The 19,955-nt window shown below is 70.7% G+C and carries 19 protein-coding genes; 8 read left to right on the top strand and 11 right to left on the bottom strand.

All coding sequences use genetic code 11. From position 1 onward, the window contains the following. Window positions 1–46 precede the first annotated feature (46 nt). The 6 genes from OHN74_RS18330 to OHN74_RS18305 all read right to left on the bottom strand — a co-directional run bounded on the left by OHN74_RS18330 (window position 47) and on the right by OHN74_RS18305 (window position 4,215). Complete coding sequence (locus OHN74_RS18330; RefSeq protein WP_327695624.1) at window positions 47–571, bottom strand: SRPBCC family protein; 525 nt, start codon at window positions 569–571, stop codon at window positions 47–49. A gap of 45 nt (window positions 572–616) precedes the next feature. Next, window positions 617–2,383, bottom strand: a complete 1,767-nt coding sequence (locus tag OHN74_RS18325) for a SpoIIE family protein phosphatase (protein ID WP_327695623.1) — start codon at window positions 2,381–2,383, stop codon at window positions 617–619. 141 nt (window positions 2,384–2,524) lie between these two features. Then, on the bottom strand, window positions 2,525–2,815 hold the full coding sequence (locus OHN74_RS18320) for a hypothetical protein (RefSeq protein WP_327695622.1): 291 nt from the start codon (window positions 2,813–2,815) through the stop codon (window positions 2,525–2,527). 85 nt (window positions 2,816–2,900) lie between these two features. Beyond that, window positions 2,901–3,113, bottom strand: a complete 213-nt coding sequence (locus tag OHN74_RS18315) for a DUF397 domain-containing protein (RefSeq protein ID WP_327695621.1) — start codon at window positions 3,111–3,113, stop codon at window positions 2,901–2,903. Between the two features lie 23 nt (window positions 3,114–3,136). Continuing rightward, window positions 3,137–3,349: a DUF397 domain-containing protein gene (locus OHN74_RS18310; RefSeq protein WP_327695620.1), complete on the bottom strand. Its 213-nt coding sequence runs from the start codon at window positions 3,347–3,349 to the stop codon at window positions 3,137–3,139. Continuing rightward, window positions 3,346–4,215: a helix-turn-helix domain-containing protein gene (locus OHN74_RS18305; RefSeq protein ID WP_327695619.1), complete on the bottom strand. Its 870-nt coding sequence runs from the start codon at window positions 4,213–4,215 to the stop codon at window positions 3,346–3,348. The genes OHN74_RS18310 and OHN74_RS18305 overlap by 4 nt, the downstream gene beginning before the upstream one ends. A gap of 203 nt (window positions 4,216–4,418) precedes the next feature. Here OHN74_RS18305 and OHN74_RS18300 point away from each other — a divergent pair, with 203 nt between their 5' ends. The 3 genes from OHN74_RS18300 to OHN74_RS18290 all read left to right on the top strand — a co-directional run bounded on the left by OHN74_RS18300 (window position 4,419) and on the right by OHN74_RS18290 (window position 5,569). Further along, window positions 4,419–4,868 (top strand): ATP-binding protein, encoded by a 450-nt coding sequence (locus tag OHN74_RS18300; RefSeq protein WP_327695618.1) that lies wholly within the window; start codon window positions 4,419–4,421, stop codon window positions 4,866–4,868. Further along, entirely contained in the window at window positions 4,856–5,161 is a 306-nt protein-coding gene (locus OHN74_RS18295) for a hypothetical protein (protein WP_327695617.1), read from the top strand. Before OHN74_RS18300 ends, OHN74_RS18295 begins: the two co-directional genes overlap by 13 nt. A gap of 87 nt (window positions 5,162–5,248) precedes the next feature. Then, window positions 5,249–5,569: a hypothetical protein gene (locus OHN74_RS18290; RefSeq protein ID WP_327695616.1), complete on the top strand. Its 321-nt coding sequence runs from the start codon at window positions 5,249–5,251 to the stop codon at window positions 5,567–5,569. A 19-nt stretch (window positions 5,570–5,588) separates the two neighbouring features. Here OHN74_RS18290 and OHN74_RS18285 read toward each other — a convergent pair whose 3' ends face one another. Both OHN74_RS18285 and OHN74_RS18280 read right to left on the bottom strand, forming a co-directional pair. After that, window positions 5,589–5,981, bottom strand: a complete 393-nt coding sequence (locus OHN74_RS18285) for a type II toxin-antitoxin system VapC family toxin (RefSeq protein WP_327695615.1) — start codon at window positions 5,979–5,981, stop codon at window positions 5,589–5,591. Then, window positions 5,978–6,250 carry a hypothetical protein gene (locus tag OHN74_RS18280; RefSeq protein ID WP_327695614.1) on the bottom strand — a complete coding sequence of 91 codons (273 nt, stop codon included), beginning with the start codon at window positions 6,248–6,250 and terminating at the stop codon, window positions 5,978–5,980. Before OHN74_RS18280 ends, OHN74_RS18285 begins: the two co-directional genes overlap by 4 nt. A 544-nt stretch (window positions 6,251–6,794) precedes the next feature. Here OHN74_RS18280 and OHN74_RS18275 point away from each other — a divergent pair. Next, window positions 6,795–8,051 (top strand): acyltransferase family protein, encoded by a 1,257-nt coding sequence (locus tag OHN74_RS18275; RefSeq protein ID WP_327695613.1) that lies wholly within the window; start codon window positions 6,795–6,797, stop codon window positions 8,049–8,051. Between the two features lie 177 nt (window positions 8,052–8,228). Continuing rightward, window positions 8,229–9,659, top strand: coding sequence for a Tat pathway signal sequence domain protein (locus tag OHN74_RS18270; protein ID WP_327695612.1), 1,431 nt, complete (start codon window positions 8,229–8,231; stop codon window positions 9,657–9,659). 123 nt (window positions 9,660–9,782) lie between these two features. Here the strand turns inward: OHN74_RS18270 and OHN74_RS18265 are convergent, their stop codons facing one another. Continuing rightward, window positions 9,783–11,564 carry an FAD-binding dehydrogenase gene (locus tag OHN74_RS18265; protein ID WP_327695611.1) on the bottom strand — a complete coding sequence of 594 codons (1,782 nt, stop codon included), beginning with the start codon at window positions 11,562–11,564 and terminating at the stop codon, window positions 9,783–9,785. A 251-nt stretch (window positions 11,565–11,815) separates the two neighbouring features. Between OHN74_RS18265 and OHN74_RS18260 the strand changes: the two genes are divergently transcribed. The 3 genes from OHN74_RS18260 (at window position 11,816) to OHN74_RS18250 (ending at window position 17,350) form a co-directional block, all read left to right on the top strand. Next, window positions 11,816–13,165, top strand: coding sequence for a PucR family transcriptional regulator (locus OHN74_RS18260; RefSeq protein ID WP_327695610.1), 1,350 nt, complete (start codon window positions 11,816–11,818; stop codon window positions 13,163–13,165). Window positions 13,166–13,239: 74 nt separating this feature from the next. After that, window positions 13,240–14,172, top strand: coding sequence for a glycosyltransferase family 2 protein (locus OHN74_RS18255; RefSeq protein ID WP_327695609.1), 933 nt, complete (start codon window positions 13,240–13,242; stop codon window positions 14,170–14,172). A gap of 268 nt (window positions 14,173–14,440) precedes the next feature. Continuing rightward, a complete protein-coding gene (locus OHN74_RS18250; RefSeq protein ID WP_327695608.1) occupies window positions 14,441–17,350 on the top strand; it encodes a BTAD domain-containing putative transcriptional regulator in 2,910 nt (969 codons plus the stop codon). A 6-nt stretch (window positions 17,351–17,356) separates the two neighbouring features. On the opposite strand, the gene OHN74_RS18245 is transcribed toward OHN74_RS18250, so the two are convergent. Together OHN74_RS18245 and OHN74_RS18240 are read right to left on the bottom strand one after the other, a co-directional pair. Then, on the bottom strand, window positions 17,357–19,090 hold the full coding sequence (locus OHN74_RS18245; protein ID WP_327695607.1) for a bifunctional 3'-5' exonuclease/DNA polymerase: 1,734 nt from the start codon (window positions 19,088–19,090) through the stop codon (window positions 17,357–17,359). 58 nt (window positions 19,091–19,148) lie between these two features. Further along, window positions 19,149–19,883, bottom strand: a complete 735-nt coding sequence (locus OHN74_RS18240; protein WP_327695606.1) for a Clp protease N-terminal domain-containing protein — start codon at window positions 19,881–19,883, stop codon at window positions 19,149–19,151. Window positions 19,884–19,955: the final 72 nt, after the last annotated feature.

Here is a 19,955-nt window from a genome sequence, read left to right as displayed (position 1 = left end):
GGCCCCACAGGCATCACGTCAGGTACTGGTCAACCTTCCGTACTTGTCAGACCTCCCGCTCGACCGTCCGGGCGAGAATCCCCAGCGTGGCGCGCAGCGCGGACTCCTGGAGGATGGGGAAGATCCCGGCGGCCCGGTACCGCTCGTGGATGAGGCTCCAGTCGTAGTACGAGGTCACCTCGGTGCCGTCCGCGGTGGGGCGGAGCCGGTAGCCGAAGCGGTGGTTGATGGAGGGCTGGAAGGCGGGGTGGGTCGGCGTCCACTCGATGAGCGTGTCCTGCTCGAACCGGGTGATCTCCACGGTGACGTCGTAGCGGCCCATCGGCCGGTCGTTCAGCGCCTCGCGGTCCATGTGTACGACGAACGAGTCTCCGGCCGCGCGCACGGCCTCGCCGTCGGCGGACTGGAGCATGCCCGAACTGTCGATCGCCACATGCCCGTTGGGGTCGCACAGCACGTCGAATATCCGGGTCGCGGGTGCGGCTATGGCTCGGGTCACCTCGAAGCGTTCGGCCTTCTCCGCAGGTTCTGCCGCGTGTTCTGCCGCATGTTCTGTTCGGTCCGCTGTCATGACTTCCCCGCTCCCGCTCGTCGGCCTCGTCGACCGGCCGGAATTCTAGCTTCCGCCCCCGTTGTACCTGGCGGCGACCAGCGCGATGTCGTCCTCCGGGTCGGCGGGGGCGACCCGGTCGAGGACCAGGTCGAGGAGGTCCTCGGGGGCCGGGCAGCCACGGATGCGGGTGAGGCGGCGCAGGGAGGCGTCGATGTCCTCGTGGCGGCGCTCGATCAGGCCGTCGGTGTAGAGGAGGAGGGTGTGGCCCGGCTCGCAGGGGGCCGTGAAGGACACGTAGCGGCTGTGGCCGGTGCCCAGGGGCGGTCCGGGCGGGACGGGGAGGAGCGTGGCCCGGCCGTCGGGGCGGAAGACGACGGGTGGGAGGTGTCCGGCGCTGGCGTAGGTGCAGATGCCCCTGCCGGGGTCGGCGATGGCGATCACGCAGGTCGCGGGGCGGTCGGCGGCGGTGGTGTGCAGCAGGTGGTCGAGTTCGAGCAGGATGCGGTCGGGGCCGGGTTCACGGGCGGCGACCACGCGCAGCATGGCCTGGTAGCGGCTCATCGCTACGGCGGCCTCCAGACCGTGGCCCATCACGTCACCGAGGGCCAGCAGCGTACGTCCGTCGTCGAGGGCGACGGTCTCGTACCAGTCCCCGCCGACGAGCACACCCCGCCCGGCGGGCCGGTAGCGGTAGGCGACATCGATGTCCGGGTGCGGCCGGCCCGGCTCGGCCAGCAGGGCGCGCTGCAACTGGACGACGGCGTTGTGCTCGGCGGTGTACCGGAGGGCGTTGTCGAGGCTGATGGCGGCCCGGCCGGCCAGGTCCTGGGCGATCACGGCGTCGGTCTCGTCGAACAGGGGCGAGTCGCCCGCCCGGACCATGGTGACGGTGCCCACGTCGTGGCCGCGGGCCGTCAGCGGCACGATCAGGGCGGAGTGGATACCGGCGGCCAGGTAGGCGCCGACGTTGCCGGTGTGGGCGGCGGCGCGGCCGATGTCCTGCTCGTCCATCAGGTTGTCGATCACCGGCCGTCCGGCCTCCAGACAGCGGACGACGGACGAGCCGGGCTGATGGTCGACGTACTCGCCGGGCCGCCCCAGGGGCCGCATCACCACTTCCAGCTCGGGCACAGCGGCCAGCGCCGCCCGGCGCAGCCGAAGCGATCCGTCGCGGGGCGTCCGACTGGTGCCGTGCTCGGGGAGGACCTTCACGGTGGCGGCGTCGGCGAGCTTCGCCACCAGGAACTCGGCCAGCTCCTGGCAGGTGGTGTCCATGTCCAGGGTGGTACCGACACGGGTGGCGGCCTCGTCGAGCAGGGCGAGGCGCTCACGGGCCCGCTCCAGCTCGCGCTGCTCCTGCCGGGCGGCCGAGATCTCCAGCACGATGCCGACGATGCCCAGGGTCCGGCCGTCCTGCTTCAGCCGGTGGTAGGCGCCGTGCCAGTAGCGGCGTTCCAGGGGGGAGTCGGCCTGGGTGTGACCGCTGGAGATCGTCTCGCGCGGGATGCCGTCGGCGATGACGGCCCGCAGCACGTCCTCGCGGGGATCGACGCCCGGAACGACCTCGGCGACGGTACGCCCGATGTGTTCCTTGGCCGGTACGCCGTTCATGTGCGCGAGGGTGGCGTTGACGTACCGGAAGCGCAGCTCGGTGTCGAGGACGGCGATGGCGGCGGGCGTCCCGTCGAGGATCTGCCCCAGCAGCTCACGCACCCGCGCCGACCAGACGTGCCAGAACCCCGGACCACCCTCAGGCGCTTCCACGCCCAGGTCCTCGCTCTCGCCCTTACCCTCGCCCGCGCTCTCGTCGCCGGCCCGCTGCCGGTCCACGACAGCATCCGATCACGGGTGGGCGGTGAGCGCATGTGGAGGTGTGCGGGTTCTTCCGGGTGCCGTTCGTTTCGAGGCCCCGGACGCTCGGTTCCGTTGGCTCAGCAGACCGGCCCCGCATTCCGGCTTCCGGCTGGGCGGTCAGCGCCACTCGGCCGGAATGCGGGTCACCTGCTCCAGCAGGTCCCAGTCCTTCGGCCGGGAACCCGGTGAGAACCATGGGGCGCCCTGGCCGAGCCAGTAACCGCGATAGGTGCGGAGCCCCGTGACGCTGACGTCGCTTACATCGGGCTCGTTGCCGCAGCACGGGCAGATGGCACCCTCGTTGGGCCAGCCCTGCTCCCAGAAGGGCTCCACACCGTCGTCGTACCCACAGACACGGCAGACGGTCTGCCACTCGGGGCCCTGCGGACTCCCGGGTTCGGACGACATGCGGCAGGGCTCTTTCTGTCGAGCGGGCTAACCTGGAGGGCCTCAGCGCATCCAGGCGGGCGTCGAGAACCCGCTGTTCACGGCGCTAGCCTCGCGTGGATCGGCCGAAGTCGTCGGCCTTGGCGCCGACCAGGAAGGCCTGCCAGCCGCCCGGGGCGAAGGTGAGCAGTGGGCCGTCGGCCTGGTTCTTGCTGTCGCGCACGGCTCGGCCGCCGGTGGTGGTGTCGGCGACCTCGACGCAGTTGTTCTCCGCACCGGAGAACGACGACTTCCGGAAGGGGCCTACAACCTCGGTCACGTTGTGTCTTCCTTAGACGAGGGTCAGCCCCGCGCGGAGTGGTCGAAGCCGTCGGTCTTGGCGCCGACCAGGAAGGCCTGCCAGCCGCCCGGGGCGAAGGTGAGCAGTGGGCCGTCGGCCTGGTTCTTGCTGTCGCGCACGGCTCGGCCGCCTATGCCACGGGTGGCAACCTCAACGCAGTTGTTCTCCTGTCCGGAGTACGACGACTTCCGGAAGGGGCCAATCGGCTCGGTCACGATGTGTCTTCCTTGGTGGTCCGCAGTACGCGCCGGATGAGTCGCGCGGTCGCGTCCGGCGCCAGTGCTGCCGATCGTAGTAGGTCGAACGCATTGGCGTAAGCGGCCAGGTCCTCCGCGCTCTCCAGGACCGATGTACCCCTCAGGTTGTCCAACGTCACCGCTTCGACGGACGGTTCGGAATCGAAGCTGAAGGAAGAGAAGGCGGATGTCGATCCCGCCAGTACCCCTGCGGTGAGCGGCAGCACCTGCACCGTCACGTTCTGCCGCTTGCCTGCCTCAAGGATCGCGGACAGCTGCTCCCGGTGGATCTCGACGTTCACCAAAGGCTGCGTGATGACCGATTCCCAGAGGATGGCGGTGTACGTCGCTCCACCCTCTCCGATCTTCGCCTGGCGGCCCTCCCGGGCCTTCACCAGGTGGACGACCCGTTCGGGGGCAACGAAGTTGGGCCCCATCGTGATGACCGCTTCCGCATACGCGGGAGTTTGCAGGAGCCCGGGGAACAGCACCGGCTGCCACTCCCTGATGTACGTCGCGTCGTCCTCCAACGCGATGTGGTCGAGGTAGTCCGGCCGCAGGTGGGCGGCGTGTTCGAGCCACCAGCCATGGTGACCGCTGTTCTTCGCGAGCCACACAAGGTGCTCGCGCTCCGTCTCGTCGCCGACGCCGTACCTGTCCAGGAGCAGGAGCACCTCCGCGGGTTTGGCGGTGGTGATGCCGTCCTCCATGCGACTGATCTTGGATCGCGATCCGTAGATGAAGGCAGCCGCCTGCGCCTGATCGAACCCGGCGCCGACCCTGTGCTGCTGCATCTTGCGGCCGAACCGTCTGCTGCGCACGGTCGGCTTCCCACCTGCGGGCATGTCGTCGCCTCCATCTCCTGGCCTCGCGGGTTGCCAAGTCTGCCCGTCCAACGGGCACTTGCAGGCCAGCTTCACTCGATAGTGGCATCTTATGCACGTGTGCATAAGTTCTCATTGCGTGAGTTGGGATCTGATGTCTAGCCTCGGTGCACTTGCACCGCTGCACGGCGTGCATGTGACCGAGCGTCAGGGGGTACTCCGCCATGCCCGAACCCACCTCACCCCAGCCCCGCCCCCAACCCCACCAAGCCACCACCTTCCGCATCCCCAAGCACCCCAGAAACGTCCCCGAAGCCCGCGCCCAGGTCCGCAAAGCCCTCGCCGACTGGGGCCTGCCCACCGACCTCGCCGCCGATGTCGCCCTCGTGGCCACGGAGTTCGTCACCAACTCCGTACGGCACTGCGAAGTGACCTTCTCCCTGGTCGAGGTGACCCTCACCCTCCAAGGCAACCAACTGCTGCTGGAGGTCTCCGACCCCGACAAGGAGAAGATCCCGGCACCCCGTACCGCCGGCCAACAGGACGAGAACGGGCGAGGGTTGGCCGTCATCTCGGCCCTCGCCGCGCAATGGGGATGCGACCTGCGCCGGTTCACCAAGTGCTCCTGGGCCACATTCCCGCTGCCGGAAGTCGCCCCCGCATGTTCCGGCTGACGGCACGACTGATCACCAGGCTGGCCGCCGTACTCCGCCCCCGTCCACCGAGTCCGCCAACCATCCCCGCCGCAGCCCAGCCCCCACGCACCCCGGACCCGTACGTCTGGACCCTGCCCAGCCCTCACCACGCCCGGTGGCGACGCCGGCACCGACGCAGGAACCCGGCCGACCTGCTCCTCCCCGAGGAGGACTGCTGGCAGTCGCCACCCCCACCCCGTCCTCCGAACTGGACGACGACCGACGACGTCGTACGCCCGTACGTGCTGCAGGCACCGGGGGAGGAGTGGTGACCTGCATCGGAGAGCGGCCGACTTTGGCCCGCTGTCAGTGGCGGGATTTAGGGTGCGGTCAGATTCTCGGGGTCGGAGGGGGCACAGGTGGGATTTGAGGGCGAGGTCTGGCGGCTGGAGCGAGACGGCAGGGTGCTCGGCGAGATCGTGATCGACGACGCCGACTTCCCCTGGCTGAGCGGCCGTTTCGTACCCGAGCCGGGGTTCGCTGAGGTCGAGCCGTGGTTCGTCGAGACGCTCGCGTTTGTCGAGGCGGAGCAGTACGACCGGTTCGAGGGGGCCTACGACCGGATCGCCCGCACGCTCACCCTTGTGTCGCCGTCAGGCCCCGTCGCGGAGTTCCTGTTGCACATTCAGGGCGGCCAGGCATGGTTTCGCTGGAGTGATGAACCGTTCGAGGACGCGTAAGAGGTAGTGGAGCCGACAGTCAGACCTTGATCACGCGGGCGCCCGTCCCGCACAACACCCCGAGGTCCTCGGGGTCCGACGTCAGGACGGTCACCGGGGCCGGTGAGGCGAGTGCCGTGGCGGCGACGATCGCGTCGAGGGCGTACTTGTGCCCGTGCAGTCCCGCTGCGGCGAGGAGTCTGCTCGCGTGGCGGGCGATGACCTCGCTGGGCGGGACGATGTTGACGCGGGAGACGGCGTGGTCGAATCGGGCCTGGCTGGTCCCGGGATCGCGGGCCTCGACGAGGGTGACCGAGCTGGTGACGACGCGGATGTCCTCGGCTTCGGCTGCGGCGAGCCACTCGGTGAGTTCGGGTGTGGGTCGTACGAGTTTGGACAGGCCCTCACAGTCCAGAACGAGAGTGCCCGTCACGCGGCGTCCACTGAGCCGGCTGAGGTTCCACGCAGCAGCGCCCGCTTGGCTTCGACGGCGGCATGATCGACGGGGCCGTGTTCGGCTTCGGCGTCCTCGATGAGTTCGCGCAGCCGGTCCCGTTCCAACTGGCGTTGGATGAGGGCTTCGACGTAGGCGGACATGCCTCGTTTGCCGGTCCGCTCCTTGAGGGCGGCGATGGTGCCCTCGTGGAGAGAGACGGAGACCGGGCGGACGGGGCCTTCGCCGGGGGCGGGGTATGCGGCCATGAGGTCATCTTAACAAAAGTCTTGTTATTGAGGTTGCCGTGCGCCTGTGGTCACCGCGTGGCCGGTGGGCGCCCAGTCGGGCCCGTTGCTCCAGGGCGGGCAGGCGGCGCCCTCGCCGGGTCGATCCGGTCCTTGCTGTCGCGTACGGCTGGGCCGCCCATGGCGACACAGGTGGCGACCTCGCTTTCGTCTCCCTGTCGGCGACCGCTGCGAAGTTGCTCATTTCCGTCTGCACATCCAATGCGATCAGGCCTGGTCCCGTCGGCGAGCCGCCCCCTTCGACGATCCACAGGGCGACGTGACCCCGACCGAAGATCAACAGGAACAAAAGCCTCCACATCCCGTCGAAATCAGACCCCTTCCGCTCTACAACCCTCGATCTGACCCAGAAGTCTCTGTGCGTGAACCATGAGGTTCTACGGTGTTCGCGGGTTTGCCGTGACTGCCGCCGGGCAAGCGCTCGCCGTTCCGCTGTCGGCCGCTGCCGCCGTTTCCGGGGCGCGGGTGGTTGGACGTGGGTGGGCTTTCCGATGGGGGAAATCAGGTGTCGATGCACGGCGCGGACAGTGGGCCGCCGATGCGCGGGCGGCTCGCGGGCGGGATGCAGAAGGTGATCCCGTCACCGCGGCAGCCTCTCCCGCTCGCCACGACCGAGCGCGAGTCGAAGCCGGCCGGGGCGACGAGGAATCCCACCCGGACGACGGCCAGACACGCCGCCATCCCGGGGCGCGGTGACCGCCGGCTCTACGCGATCGACGGGCTCCGGCTGCTCGCCGCCCTGGTCGTGGCCGCCCACCACTACGCCGGAACCTGGCGGGTCAACCAGCCGGACAACGCGATCTGGGGCCGGCCGGTCTCCGACATCATGCCGACCTGGTTCCGGTTCTCCGCGTACGGCTGGATCGGCGTCGAGATCTTCTTCGTGATCAGCGGGTTCGTCATCTGTATGTCGTGCTGGGGGCGTACCCCACGGCAGTTCTTCACCTCCCGGGTGATCCGGCTCTATCCGGCGTACTGGTTCGCCATCGTCTTCACCTCGGCATGTCTCGTCGCCATGCCCGGTGTGTGGAAGCAGCACCGGCCGCGCGAAGTGCTGCTCAACTTCACGATGCTGCAGTCCGGTTCACGTGTCTCGAACGTCGACGGCGTGTACTGGACCCTCTGGTCGGAGCTGCGCTTCTACCTGCTCTTCATGGCTGTTGTCGTCACAGGGCTGACGTATCGCAAGGTCGTGGTGTTCTGCTGCCTCTGGGGCGCCGCCGCGATGATCGCCCCGGCCGCCGGTTTCCGCCCGGCGACGCTGATCATCAACCCCGAGGGTGCCTGGTACTTCATCGCGGGCCTCGCCCTCTACCTCATGTACCGCTTCGGCCAGGACCTGTTGCTCTGGGGCATCCTCGGCATGGCCTGGCTGATGGGACAACTGGAACTCGGGCACCGCATAGACACGATCGAACGGGTCTCCAGCTGGCGCGGAAGCGTGCTGATCTTCACCGTGTTCCTGCTGGGCATGGTCGCCATCTCGCTCGGCTACACCGACCGCATCCGCTGGAAGTGGCTGGTCACGGCAGGCGCGTTGACATACCCGTTCTATCTGATGCACTACCTCGTCGGTACGACGGTCATCAACCGTCTGCGCGACACGATGGACGCCCGGCTCCTGGTCGTGTCCGTGATCGCCGGCTTCCTCGTACTGAGCTGGCTGGTGCACAAGTTCGTGGAAGCACCCCTGGCGCGGCTGCTGAAACGGGGCCTGGACACGTCGTTCGCGCGGCTGCGCAACGCCTCGTCCATGTCCTGACCGGCCGACCGCCCCCACTGACGAAACCCCGGGCCACCCTCCTGGCTCGGGGTTTCCTTTCCCTGCCGGGCAGTTCAACCTGCATGCATGTCAGGGGCGTTGACCCGTCCTGGGCACACCAGCAGAATGAGCCCCCGCGCGTTTTTGAGAGCGCTCTCAAACCAGTGGAGGAGATCCATGAACGGCAGGTCCGACAGAGAAGGCGCGCCAGGCCCCGCGCTCAGCCGCCGTACGCTCATCGGCGCCGCAGGCCTCGGCGCCGCAGCGCTCACGGCAGCGGGCTCAGGCGTAGCGGGCGCGGCCAACTCCTCCACCGGCTACGGGACTTCCGCTGAGCGCCGCGCCCACGCCTTCCTCGCCGCCGCCATGGACGCCTACCCCGACCACGGCGACGTCCGCCTCACCCAGAGCTACACCGACCAGGCGGGCCTGTTCAGCACGGCGTTCACCTACGACAACGCCCTCGCGATACTCGCCCACCTCGCCGCACGCACCGAGACGGGCCGCCGCCGGGCCGTCGCCCTCGGGGACGCCCTGCTGTACGCGCAGGCGCACGACCCCGTGTACGACGACGGCAGGCTCCGGCAGGCCTACAACGTCGGGCCGTACGTCTTCTACGACGGGGTCGCCCAGCCGGACGGGTTCGTGCGGGCCGACGGCACCGCCAACGTCGGCACCCAGTTCGGGTTCACCGGTACCGCCGTGGGTGACATGGCCTGGGCCGGTATCGCGCTCGCCGCACTGGCCCGCCGTACCGGGAAGCGCCGCTTCCTCGACGCGGCCGTACGGATCGGCACCTGGATCGAGGTGAACGCCAGTACCCAACAGCCTCTCGGCGGTTACAAGTTCGGGGTCGACGGCGCCAACGCGAAACTGCCGTTCAGCTCGACCGAGCACAACACCGACCTGGTCGGCTTCTTCGGACAGCTCGCCCTGCTCACCGGGGACCCGGTGTGGCGGCAACGGCGGGCGCGGGCGCGGGCGTTCGTCGAGAAGATGTGGGAACCCTCGGTCGGCGCATCGGGCGGGGTGTCCAGGGGCTTCTTCTACACGGGCACCAACGACGGCGTGACCGTCAACAGGTTCCCGATCCCCGAGGACACCCAGACCTGGACCCACCTCGCCCTCGGCTCACGCCGCTACTCGGGCTCGTTGGACTGGGCCGCCACCGAACTGGCCGTCCTGGACCGGGCGGACCGCACCAACAGCACGGTGCCCGCCGGACAGTCGTACGAGGGAGTCACCTTCAGCTCCGCGAGTCTGCTGGCGAACGAGGACGCCCCCATCGCCGAGTTCCAGCCCAGGCCCAACCGCAACGGCGTCTGGTTCGAAGGGACCGCGCACCTCGCCCTCGCCCTCCGGGACCGCGCCGGACACGGCGACGAGGCACGCGCCCACCGGCTGGTCGCCTCCATCGAGCGCGCCCAGGAGCTTCTCGGCACCGGTCAGACCGTCGGCAGCCGGGGCCTCCCCGAGCGCGCCGGGGTCGTCTCGGCGACCAGCCCCCTCGACACCGGATTCGGCTTCGGCTACTACCCGTACCGCCACACGGGCGCGACCGCCTGGTACCTGCTGGCGGCGGCCCGCTCGAATCCTCTGCGGGCCTGACGGGGCACGGGGTTCGGCGGGCAAGCCACGGACCGGGCGAGTTCACGCGAAGCGGATGCGTGAACTCGCCTGACGTACAACGAAGTCGGGCCCGGATCTCAGGATCGCCGGATTGCCGAGCCCTCAGGCGGTCGCCGCAGCCGCCGCCCTGCCCGCCTGGCGTCCGGAGAACAGGCACCCGCCGAGGAACGTGCCCTCCAGCGACCGGTACCCGTGGACCCCGCCGCCCCCGAAGCCCGCGACCTCACCGGCCGCGTACAGACCGGGAACCGGGGTGCCGGTGGCGTCGAGGACGCGGCCCGACAGGTCGGTCTGGAGGCCGCCGAGCGTCTTGCGGGTGAGGATGTTGAGCCGTACGGCGATCAGGGGTCCGGCGGAGGAGTCCAGGATCTTGTGGGCCGACGCCGTGCGGCTGAGGACGTCGCCGGGGTAGGAGAGGGCGTTGCGGATGCCCATGACCTGGGCGTCCTTGCTGTACGCGTTGTCGATCTCCCGGTCCCGGGCCTCGATCTGGCGCTGGAGCGAGGCCAGGTCGATCAGGCTCGTGCCGGTCAGCTTGTTCATGCCCCGGACCAGCTCGGAGAGTGTCGTGGAGACGATGAAGTCCTCGCCGTACTTCTTGAACCGTTCGAGCGGCTCCGGGGTCTGCCAGGCGCGCGAGAGCAGCATCCAGATGTCTTTGTTGGTGAGGTCGGGGTTCTGTTCGGATCCGGAGAGCGCGAACTCCTTCGCGAGGATCTTCTGGGTCGTCACGAACCAGGAGTAGTCGTAACCGGTGTCGGTGATCGACTTGAGGGTGTGGAGGGTGTCGTACCCCGGCATGTCGGGTGCGGAGAACCGCTTGCCCGTCGCGTCGAACCACATCGACGACGGGCCGGGCAGGATACGGATGCCGTGGTTGGCCCAGATCGGGTCGTAGTTCTTGATCCCCTCCGTGTAGTGCCACATACGGTCCGGGTTGACGATCCGGGCGCCCGCCTTCTCGGTGATCGCGAGCATCCGCCCGTCCACGTGCGCGGGCACACCCGTGATCATCGACTTGGGCGCAGTGCCCAGCCGGGCCGGCCAGTTCTGCCGTACGAGATCGTGGTTGGCGCCGATACCGCCGGACGTCACGATCACCACCTCGGCGCTCAGCTCGAAGCTCCCGACCACCGTCCGTGAACTGGCCTTGCCGCGCGCGGCGGTGCTCGCTTCGAGAACCGCGCCGCGTACGCCGGTGACGACGCCGTTCGTCCGGATGACCTCGTCCACGCGATGGCGGTGCTTGAACGTGACGAGCCCGTCCGCCACCGCCGCCCGTACCTTCTTCTCGAACGGTTCCACTACGGCGGGACCCGTGCCCCAGGTGACGTGGAAGCGCGGTACGGAGTTGCCGTGGCCGTCCGCGAGACCGCCGCCGCGCTCCGCCCAGCCGACGAAGGGGAACCACTGCATGCCGAGACCGGCCAGCCAGGACCGCTTCTCGCCGGACGCGAAGTCGACGTACGCCTGGGCCCACTTGTAGCCCCAGTGGTCCTGGCCGAGCGGGTTGTCGATGTCCCGGTCGAAGCCGGCCGCGCCCTGCCAGTCCTGCCAGGCCAGTTCCTTCGAGTCCTTGACGCCCATCAGGCGCTGCTCGGCGGAGTCGACGAAGAACAGCCCGCCGAAGGACCAGAAGGCCTGGCCGCCGAGGTTGGACTCTGGTTCCTGGTCGAGCAGCAGCACCTTGCGGCCCGCAGCCGCGAGTTCGGCGGTGGCGACCAGCCCGGCCAGTCCGTGGCCCACGACGATCGCGTCGGCAGAGGTGGCCGCAGCCGAGGCGGCGAAGGCCGTTCCCGTCTGGGTGAGGGCGGTCGCGGCGACCGCGCCGCCGGCCAGCGTCAGCGCCCGGCGGCGGCTGACCGGGTCAGTCAAGTGCTCCATGGGGGTGCCTTCCGGGAGAGACGTACGGCGGGTGCGGGGTGCGGGTGCAGACACCGATGCGGGACCAGATGCGCGTGCACGGGCGTGTGGGGCGGCCGTGAGAAGGGCGTGTTTGTGGCGAGCCTGGGGTTACCGTCGGTAGCGCTCAGGGAATCAGGTCGGTACGACTGTTCGGTAGTAGCCGGGAGCCAACGCATGCGACCCTCCGTTGTGCCCCGGCGACACCGTGCCGACGTGGAAGGGAGAGCCCCATGACGGTCCTCACCGACGTCAACGACCCCACCGGACGGCCCGAGCGGTCCGAGTGGTCCGAGCAGTCCGAGCGCGAGACCGTCGCCGAGGTGCTGCGCGCCATGGCCGCCGACAAGGACGTCCAGGGCGAACTCGTGCACGCGGCCCGTAAGCACTCTCCCGAGGTGGCCCGGCTCGCCGAGGCGGAAACCCACTGGCACGTCACCGCGATGATCAACGCGGCCGGCGCCTGGCTGGGCGACCCTGGTGAGCGCGACCCCGGTGACAGGGACGACGACGAACAGGGCGCCGATACCCAGGACTTCGCCGCCGCTCTGCTGCTCGGCGCCGACCGGGCCGGCCAGGGCGTGCCGATGACCGCCGTACTGCGCGGAGTACAGGCGGCCCTCACCCGCACCGTCGAGATCACCGTCGACCGCTGCCGTGCGGCCGGGGTGCCCGACGCCGCGCTGCTCACCGTCGTCCTGCGGCTCAAGGAGTACGGCGACACCCTGCAACGGCATGTCGTCCACGGGTACCGCACGGCCGAGTGGGACACGCCGCGCGCGCTGGGCGAGACCCGGGCGCGACTGCTGCACCGGCTCCTCGTAGAGGGTGAACCGGCGCCCGCCGCCGAGGAGTTGGCGCGTGCCGGGCTGCGCCACGACGCCGTACGCCATCTTCTGGTCGCCGACCCGGGCGGCGACCCGGCCCGCACCCGGCGGCTGGCCCACCGCCTCGCCGCCCTGCGCGGCTGCCTCTTCGGCATGCTCGACGGACGACTGGTGGGCCTGTATCCGCGACTGCCGGTGGGCGAGACGATCGAGGACGGAGAAGAGGAGAGGGAGGGGGAGTGGGAGGAGGAAGGGGGCGGCGCGCTCGTCGTGGTCTCACCAGCCGTGCCCCTGGACGACCTCCGGGCCGCGTACGCCCTCTGCGTCCGCGCCCTGGACCTCGACGGAGGAGCGACAGCGGCACAGGCCCCGGGAGCGGGACCGTACGGGCGCCACGGTGTGTACGAACTCACCGAACTGGCCGCCGAGATCGCCCTCGCCGACCAGCCGCTCCTGGGCGCCTGGCTCAGCGCCCGCCTCCTGGCGAACCTCGACCCCGGGGACGATTTCCACCGTCAGATCGCGGTCACCGCACTGGCGTTCCTCGATCACGGCCGCCGTCTCGACCGTACCGCGGCCACCCTGTTCACCCACCCCAACACCGTCCGCTACCGCCTCGCCCGCCTTCAGCAGCTCACCGGCGAGTCCCTGACGGACGATCTGCCGGGCAGCGCATCGTCCGGGCCGCCCGGCACCCTGCACTGGTGGTGGGCGCTGCGGACCTGGCTGGGGCCCGGCGCCGACGGAAAGCCGTAGGGTGTTATGCAGAAGAGACGTACTCAATGCGTACTTAATACATCCTTACTGTAAACAGATAGCATCCGACCGCGATGGTGTACGTCGGCGGCCGGAACGAGGTGGGTCTGGTGGGTGGCATGACGGTGGAGCCGCGTATCGCGGTGGCCGTGGTGACCATGGGAAACCGGCCCGCCGCGCTGAACGCGCTGCTGGAGTCGATCGCCAAGCAGGACCTCGCCCCCGACCGCATCGTGCTCGTCGGCAACGGCTGTCCACTGCCCGAACTCCCCGGCCTCTCCGGCGAGGTGACGACCATCGAGGTCGACGAGAACCTCGGCTGCCCGGGCGGCCGCAATGTGGCCCTGGCCCGGCTGCGGGAGTTCGGCGACATCGACGTCGTGGTCGACCTCGACGACGACGGCCTGCTCATCGACCCCGATGTGCTCACCCGCGTACGGGACTTGTACGCCGCCGACCCCCGGCTCGGCATCGTCGGCTTCCGGATCGCCGACGAGAACGGCGTCACCCAACGCCGGCACGTCCCCCGGCCCGGCGCGGGCGACCCGATGCTCGGCGGCTACGTCACCCAGTTCCTCGGCGGCGGCCACGCCCTGCGCATGGCGATGCTCGACGAGACCGGAGACTGGCCCGCCGCCTTCTTCTTCGCCCACGAGGAGACCGACCTCGCCTGGCGTGCCGTCGACGCGGGCTGGAAGATCCTCTACGAACCGCGTCTCCTGCTGCGCCACCCCAGCACCTCGCCCGCCCGGCACGCCATCTACCACCGGGTCACCGCCCGCAACCGGGTCTGGCTGGTCCGCCGTCGGCTGCCGCTGCCGCTGATCCCGGTGCACCTGGGCGTCTGGATCGCCATCACCGTCCTGCGCGGCGGCTCCACGCGCGAGCTGAAGGCCTGGTTCGGCGGTTTCGTGGAGGGCCTGCGCGAGCCGGCCGGCGAACGCCGCCCGATGCGGTGGCGAACGGTGTGGACACTGACCCGACTGGGCCGCCCACCCGTACTGTGACCTTGTGGCCCTGTGACCTGCGAAAAAAGGTCTGAGAAACGCTGAACACGACACGCTGAACGCGATACGAGGGCCCTGGTCGTCACCTCTGGCGACCTGGGCCCTCGCGCGTACCCGGACCCGGCCGCGACGGCGACACTCCCCCGAGCTGCGCGTCATACGCGCGCGCCCTCGGACCGGCTCCGTTGAGGTGATCACATCAGGCCACACCAACAGATCGCTAACATGGGAGTCCGGTAGGTGGACGAGAAGGCAGTGGGGCGAGAACATGCGGTGCGGTCTGCGGTTCGGACTGCTGGGCGCGCCCGTTCTGTACGACGGCGACGCCCCCAACGCCCTTACCGAGGACGGAATCCAGCCGATCGGCAGCATCAAGGTACGGACGCTGCTCGCCGCCCTGCTCCTCGAACCCGGCCGGGTCGTCCCGGTCGAGACGCTCAAGGACGCGCTGTGGGGCGGGGCGCCGCCGGCCTCCGCGCAGGCCTCGCTGCACAACCATGTGGCCCGGCTGCGTCGGCTCCTGGACGATCCGGGACGGCTGCGCGCCGTGACGCCCGGGTATCTCCTACGGGTCGGCCCGGGCGAGTTGGACGTGCACGTCTTCCAGGCGCACGTCGAACGGGCGCGGGCCGCCCACGCCAACCAGGACTGGCAGCGCGTCCTCGGTGAGAGCGCGTCCGCCCTCGCCCTGTGGCGCGGCGCCCCGCTGACCGGCCTCCCGCCCGAGACCGTCGGATACGCGTTCACCCAGCGCCTGACGGAGGCCCACCTGCTCCTGCTGGAGTGGCGCTACGACGCCGAGTTGTACGTCGGCGGCCCCGGTCTCCCCTCCCTGGTCCCGGAGTTGACGGCCCTGACGGCCGAACACCCGCTGCGCGAGTCCTACCACCGCCAACTGATGCTCACCCTCCACCGCACCGGCCGCCGAGCCGAATCCCTCGCCGTCCACCGCGATCTGCGCAACCGCCTCCTCGACGAACTGGGCGTGGAACCGGGGGCGGCGGTACGGGCGGCCCATGTGGAGGTACTGAGGCTGCCGGCGGGCCCGACGAATGCCCCCGACCTGCCAGACCTGCCGGACGTGGCCGACCTGAGGGCCTCCGCGGACTCGGCGAACCGGGGAGGCTCGGCAGGTCCGGGAGGCCGGGCGGGCCTGGCAGCCAGGGAGTCGTCAGGTGGCCCGGCAGCCCAGGGGACTGTGGCAGGCCGGGCAGGCCGGGCAAGCCAGGCAGGCCAGGCAGGCCGGGAGCGGCCGGGACCTCTGGCGGACCAGGCGGGTTCGGGAGGTTCGGGGTCCTCGGCACGTCCGGCGGGCCGAGAGCGGCCGGGAGCTCCGGCAGGCCCGGCGGACCAGAGGGACCGAGAGAGCTTGGCAGGACCCGGGACCTCGGCGGGTGCGGCAGCCCCGGAGGAGTGGGGAGACCCAGAGAGGCTGGGACGCCGAAGGGGTCCGGGAACCTCGGGAACTTCGGGAACTTCGGGGACTTCGGGGACCTCGGGTGATCCGGATGTTCCGGGCGGCTTCGCGATGCCCGCCGACCTTGCGACGACCACCGGCCTGGCTGTTCCCTACGTCCCCGCGCAACCGACCTCGGGCTCGGCCCCGCGACCGGCTTCCCCCTTCACACCACGAGCCGCGTCGGCATCATCGCGCCCCACTCCCACACAGCGACCCGAGCCGACGCCGCGACCTGGGTCCGCCTCGGCACGACCCGAGCCGGTACTCCGACCTGGGCCGACGTTGCGCCCTGCCTCGGCCTCACCAAGGCCCGAGTCTGCGCCGCGCACCGAGTCTGCGCCACGCCACGCCTCGGCCTCGTCGCGACCCGAGCCGACGCCGCGATCGGCTTCGGCATCGCCGTGGCCCGCGTCAGCCCCGCGACCTGGGTCCGCCTCGGCACGACCCGAGCCGGTGCCGCAATCCGAGCCGACGCCGCGACCCGGGTCGACCTCGTCGCGACCCGAGCCGGTACTCCGACCCGGGCCGACGTCGCGCCCCGCCTCGGCCTCACCAAGGCCCCAGTCGACGCCGCGCCCCGAGTCTGCGCCACGCCCCGCCTCGGCCTCGTCGCGCCCCGAGCCGGTACCGCGATCCGCGCGGGCATCCGCCCCGCCTCCCGTCCCCCGGCCCGCCCAACTGCCCCCACCCCCTGCCCACTTCACCGGCCGCACCTCCGTCGCCGACGATCTGCGCCGGACGCTGGCCCCAAAGCCGTACCCCGGGCCCGAGGACACGGCTGCCGCCCCCGTCGCCGTGATCCACGGCATGCCCGGAGTGGGCAAGAGTGCCCTGGCGCTGCACGTCGCCCACGCGCTCCGGAGCCGCTTCCCGGACGGTCAGCTGTACGTCGACCTGCACGGCCGCACCTCCGCCGCGCCCCCGCTCACCCCCGCCCACGCCCTCACCACCCTGCTGCGCGACCTCGGCGCCGATCCGCTCCGCATCCCCGAACACCCGGACGCGGCAGCCGCGTTACTGCGTTCACTCCTCGCGCCGACCCGCACGCTGCTGGTCCTGGACGACGCCCAAGGTGCCGCGCAGATACGGCCGTTGCTTCCCGCGGGCCCGGGCTGTGCCGTGATCGTCACCAGCCGGTCCCCGCTGACCGCTCTCGACGGCGCCCGCCGCTTCCCCCTCGCCCCTCTGACCGGCGGGGAGAGCGCCGAGCTGCTGCGTGCGGCGTCCGGGCGGGACGACCTCGACGCGGCCCACCCCCTCGTCGAACTCACCGGCCGCCTCCCGCTCGCCCTGCGCGTCGTCGCCGCCCGCCTCGCCGCCCGCCGGGCCCTCGCTCCGGACGTGCTCGCCGTTCAACTGGCCGCCGCCGACAGCAGGTTGCCGCTTCTGGAGTACGACGACCTGAGCGTCCGCCGCTCCCTGGCCGGCGCCCACGACGCGCTGCACACCTCCGTCCACGAGACCGACCGCGACGCGGCTCTCGCCCTGCGCCGCATCGGCACCCTGGACCTCCCCGGTTACGACGCCCCGCTCCTCGCCCGTCTCACCGGGACCGACGAACGCCGCGCCGGGGCAGCCCTGAACCGCCTCGTCGACGTAGCCCTCCTGGCGGAGACCGCGTACGGCCACTACGCACCCCACGAGCTGATCAGGGACTACGCCCGTGAACTGGCCGCGGCCGAGGCGGCAGGCGGAGATCCGACGGCCGGCCGGGGTTGACGCGCGTCACTTGGCGTCGGCATAGCACTCCACCACCGCCGTGCTGAACGGAAACCGCACCGGCGTCTCGCCGAACGTCAGCCGCCCCGCCAGTTCCGCCGCCTCCCGGATCGCCGCCACGACCGTCTGGGCCTCCGCCTCCGGACAGTGCACGATCACCTCGTCGTGCTGGAAGAAGACCAGCTCGGCGGCCATCCCCGCACAGGTCCGGCGCAACGCGGCGAGCAGCAGCAGCGTCCAGTCGGCGGCGCTGCCCTGGACGACGAAGTTGCGCGCGAAGCGGCCCCGGGCACGGGAGTTGGAGGAGGCGTACCCCGGCACCCACTCCTGCGCCCCTGCCCCCGCCCCTCCCGCAGGGGCGATGCCCGACTCGTCCTCCGGGAGCGGGATGCCCGCCTCCTCCACCGAGTCGTCGTTGGCCCGCACGGCCGGGGGACACGTACGCCCCAGCCAGGTCCGCACGAGCCGCCCCTCCTCTCCCGCGCGCGCCGCCTCGTCCACATACGCCACCGCCTTCGGGAACCGGCGTCTGAGCGCGGCGAGGTTCTTGAGGCCGTCCCCGGAGGTCTGTCCGTACACCGCGCCCAGCACGGCGAGCTTGGCCTGCTCCCGGTCGCCGGAGAACGCGCGCTCGGAGACGGACTGGTAGAGGTCGGTCTCGCGGCCCGCGACCTCCATCAGCCCGGGATCACGAGAGATGGCCGCCAGCACCCGAGGCTCCATCTGGTCGGCGTCGGCGACGACGAGCCGCCATCCCGGGTCGGCGACCACCGCCCGCCGGATCACCTTGGGGATCTGCAGGCCGCCCCCGCCGTTGGTGACCCAGCGCCCGGTGACCGTCCCGCCCGCGAGGAACTCGGGCCTGAACCGCCCGTCCCGCACCCAGTCCTGGAGCCAGGACCAGCCGTGCGCGACCCAGATCCGGTACAGCTTCTTGTACTCGACAAGGGGCTTCACCGCCGGGTGGTCGATGCTCTCGATCTCCCATCTCCGCGTGGACCGCACCTTGATCCCCGCCTGCGCGAAGGCCTTGACGACATCGGCGGCCAGATCGGGCCGCACCCGGCGTCCGAACGCCGCCGACACCTCGTCCGCCAGCTCGGCGAGCCGCCGGGGCTCACCACCGCCCGCGTACCGCTCGCCCAGCAGTTCGTGGAGCAGGGCGCGATGGACGTCCGCGCTCCACGGCAGTCCCGCCTTGTTCATCTCGGCGGCCACCAGCATCCCCGCCGACTCGGCGGCCGTCAGCAGCCGCATCCGGTCCGGGTGCGCGGTCGCGTCGTGCCGCCGCTGCTGGTCGGCGTACACCTCCAGCAGATCCGCCAGCGGTACGTGCACCGGCCTCGGTTCGAAGAGGGGCGACTGCGCGCCCGGTTCGGCGGACCGCTGCGGCGGATCCGGTGGTACGGGACCGCCGCGCAGCCGGGCGAGGGCCGCCGCAGCGGACCGGGGTTCGCCGAGCCGCCCCTCGTGGCCGAGCAGGAGCGTCTCGGCGTCCTCGATGTCGTAGCACCGCTCGACTCGCACCCTCGCGCCGAGCAGTCGCGGATAGACCTCGGGGGTGGACCGCCACACCCACCGCGTGACCTCCGGCCGGTCACGGACGGCCGCGCCGAGATCCGCCTCCCGGCGCACCGGCCCGGCGGGCAGCCCGTCCGGACCGAGGGGGGCGATCTCCACGCCGCCGTCCTCGGCCGGAGCGAGCGCCCACCGCTCGGCCGTCTCCGCCACGCCTGCCATGTCCACGAGTGTGGCAGGAGGGTCTGACAATGCCCCCGACCTGCGCTTTCCAGTATTTTCAGCTCTGCTCGCCGAACTCCACCTTGATCTTGGCGAGGGCCGCGACGACGTACTCCTCGGTCGCCGGCTTGGTGAGGCCGAGGCCGGACAGCACCCCCTCACCGTTCTCGAACTCCAGCAGCGCGAGGAGGATGTGCTCGGTGCCGACGTAGTTGTGGCCCAGGCGCAGGGCCTCGCGGAAGGTGAGTTCGAGGGACTTCTTCGCGTTGGCGTCGAAGGGGATGAGGGCGGGGTCGTTCTCGCCGCGTGGCGGGAGGCCGGCGGTCGCGGCCTCGCGCACGCTGTCCAGGGTGACGCCCTGCGCGGTGATCGCCTTCGCGCCGAGGCTCTCCGGGTCGGCGAGGAGGCCGAGGACCAGATGCTCGATGCGGATCTGGTCGTTGCCGGCGGCCTTGGCCCCTTCCTGGGAGAGGACCACCACGTTCCTGGCCCGTGGCGTGAAGCGGCTGAAGCCCTGGCTCGGGTCGAGGTCCGACTCGCCCTTCGGCACGAACCGCTTCTGCGCGGCCTGCCGGGTGACGCCCATGCTCCTGCCGATGTCGGTCCAGGAGGCACCGGAACGCCGTGCCTGGTCCACGAAGTGCCCGATCAGATGATCCGCCACCTCGCCGAGGTGATCAGCGGCGATCACCGCGTCCTGGAGCTGTTCGAGGGCGTCGGTGTGCACTTTTTTGATGGCCTCGATGAGGTCGTCGAGACGTACGGAGGCCCGGACGGGCTGATTGGTCGTCATGTGTCAACCGTAGGTTGTCAGCAAGAATGCTGTCAACCCGAAGTTGACAGTAGCTGTCGGCGGCATGAAACG

The sequence above is a fragment of the Streptomyces sp. NBC_00459 genome (genome assembly GCF_036013955.1).
Lineage (GTDB): Bacteria > Actinomycetota > Actinomycetes > Streptomycetales > Streptomycetaceae > Streptomyces.
The sequence above is the reverse complement of the archived record's forward strand: the minus strand, read 5'-3'. Positions and strand labels throughout refer to the sequence as shown.

What these genes read in the sequence shown, in the direction of transcription:
- OHN74_RS18330 (WP_327695624.1), bottom strand. Translation starts at nt 571, where the DNA reads ATGACAGCGGACCGAACAGAACATGCGGCAGAACACGCGGCAGAACCT.
- OHN74_RS18320 (WP_327695622.1), bottom strand. Translation starts at nt 2,815, where the DNA reads ATGTCGTCCGAACCCGGGAGTCCGCAGGGCCCCGAGTGGCAGACCGTC.
- OHN74_RS18305 (WP_327695619.1), bottom strand. Translation starts at nt 4,215, where the DNA reads ATGCCCGCAGGTGGGAAGCCGACCGTGCGCAGCAGACGGTTCGGCCGC.
- OHN74_RS18300 (WP_327695618.1), top strand. Translation starts at nt 4,419, where the DNA reads ATGCCCGAACCCACCTCACCCCAGCCCCGCCCCCAACCCCACCAAGCC.
- OHN74_RS18295 (WP_327695617.1), top strand. Translation starts at nt 4,856, where the DNA reads ATGTTCCGGCTGACGGCACGACTGATCACCAGGCTGGCCGCCGTACTC.
- OHN74_RS18280 (WP_327695614.1), bottom strand. Translation starts at nt 6,250, where the DNA reads ATGGCCGCATACCCCGCCCCCGGCGAAGGCCCCGTCCGCCCGGTCTCC.
- OHN74_RS18270 (WP_327695612.1), top strand. Translation starts at nt 8,229, where the DNA reads ATGAACGGCAGGTCCGACAGAGAAGGCGCGCCAGGCCCCGCGCTCAGC.
- OHN74_RS18265 (WP_327695611.1), bottom strand. Translation starts at nt 11,564, where the DNA reads ATGGAGCACTTGACTGACCCGGTCAGCCGCCGCCGGGCGCTGACGCTG.
- OHN74_RS18260 (WP_327695610.1), top strand. Translation starts at nt 11,816, where the DNA reads ATGACGGTCCTCACCGACGTCAACGACCCCACCGGACGGCCCGAGCGG.
- OHN74_RS18255 (WP_327695609.1), top strand. Translation starts at nt 13,240, where the DNA reads ATGGTGTACGTCGGCGGCCGGAACGAGGTGGGTCTGGTGGGTGGCATG.
- OHN74_RS18250 (WP_327695608.1), top strand. Translation starts at nt 14,441, where the DNA reads ATGCGGTGCGGTCTGCGGTTCGGACTGCTGGGCGCGCCCGTTCTGTAC.
- OHN74_RS18245 (WP_327695607.1), bottom strand. Translation starts at nt 19,090, where the DNA reads ATGGCAGGCGTGGCGGAGACGGCCGAGCGGTGGGCGCTCGCTCCGGCC.
- OHN74_RS18240 (WP_327695606.1), bottom strand. Translation starts at nt 19,883, where the DNA reads ATGACGACCAATCAGCCCGTCCGGGCCTCCGTACGTCTCGACGACCTC.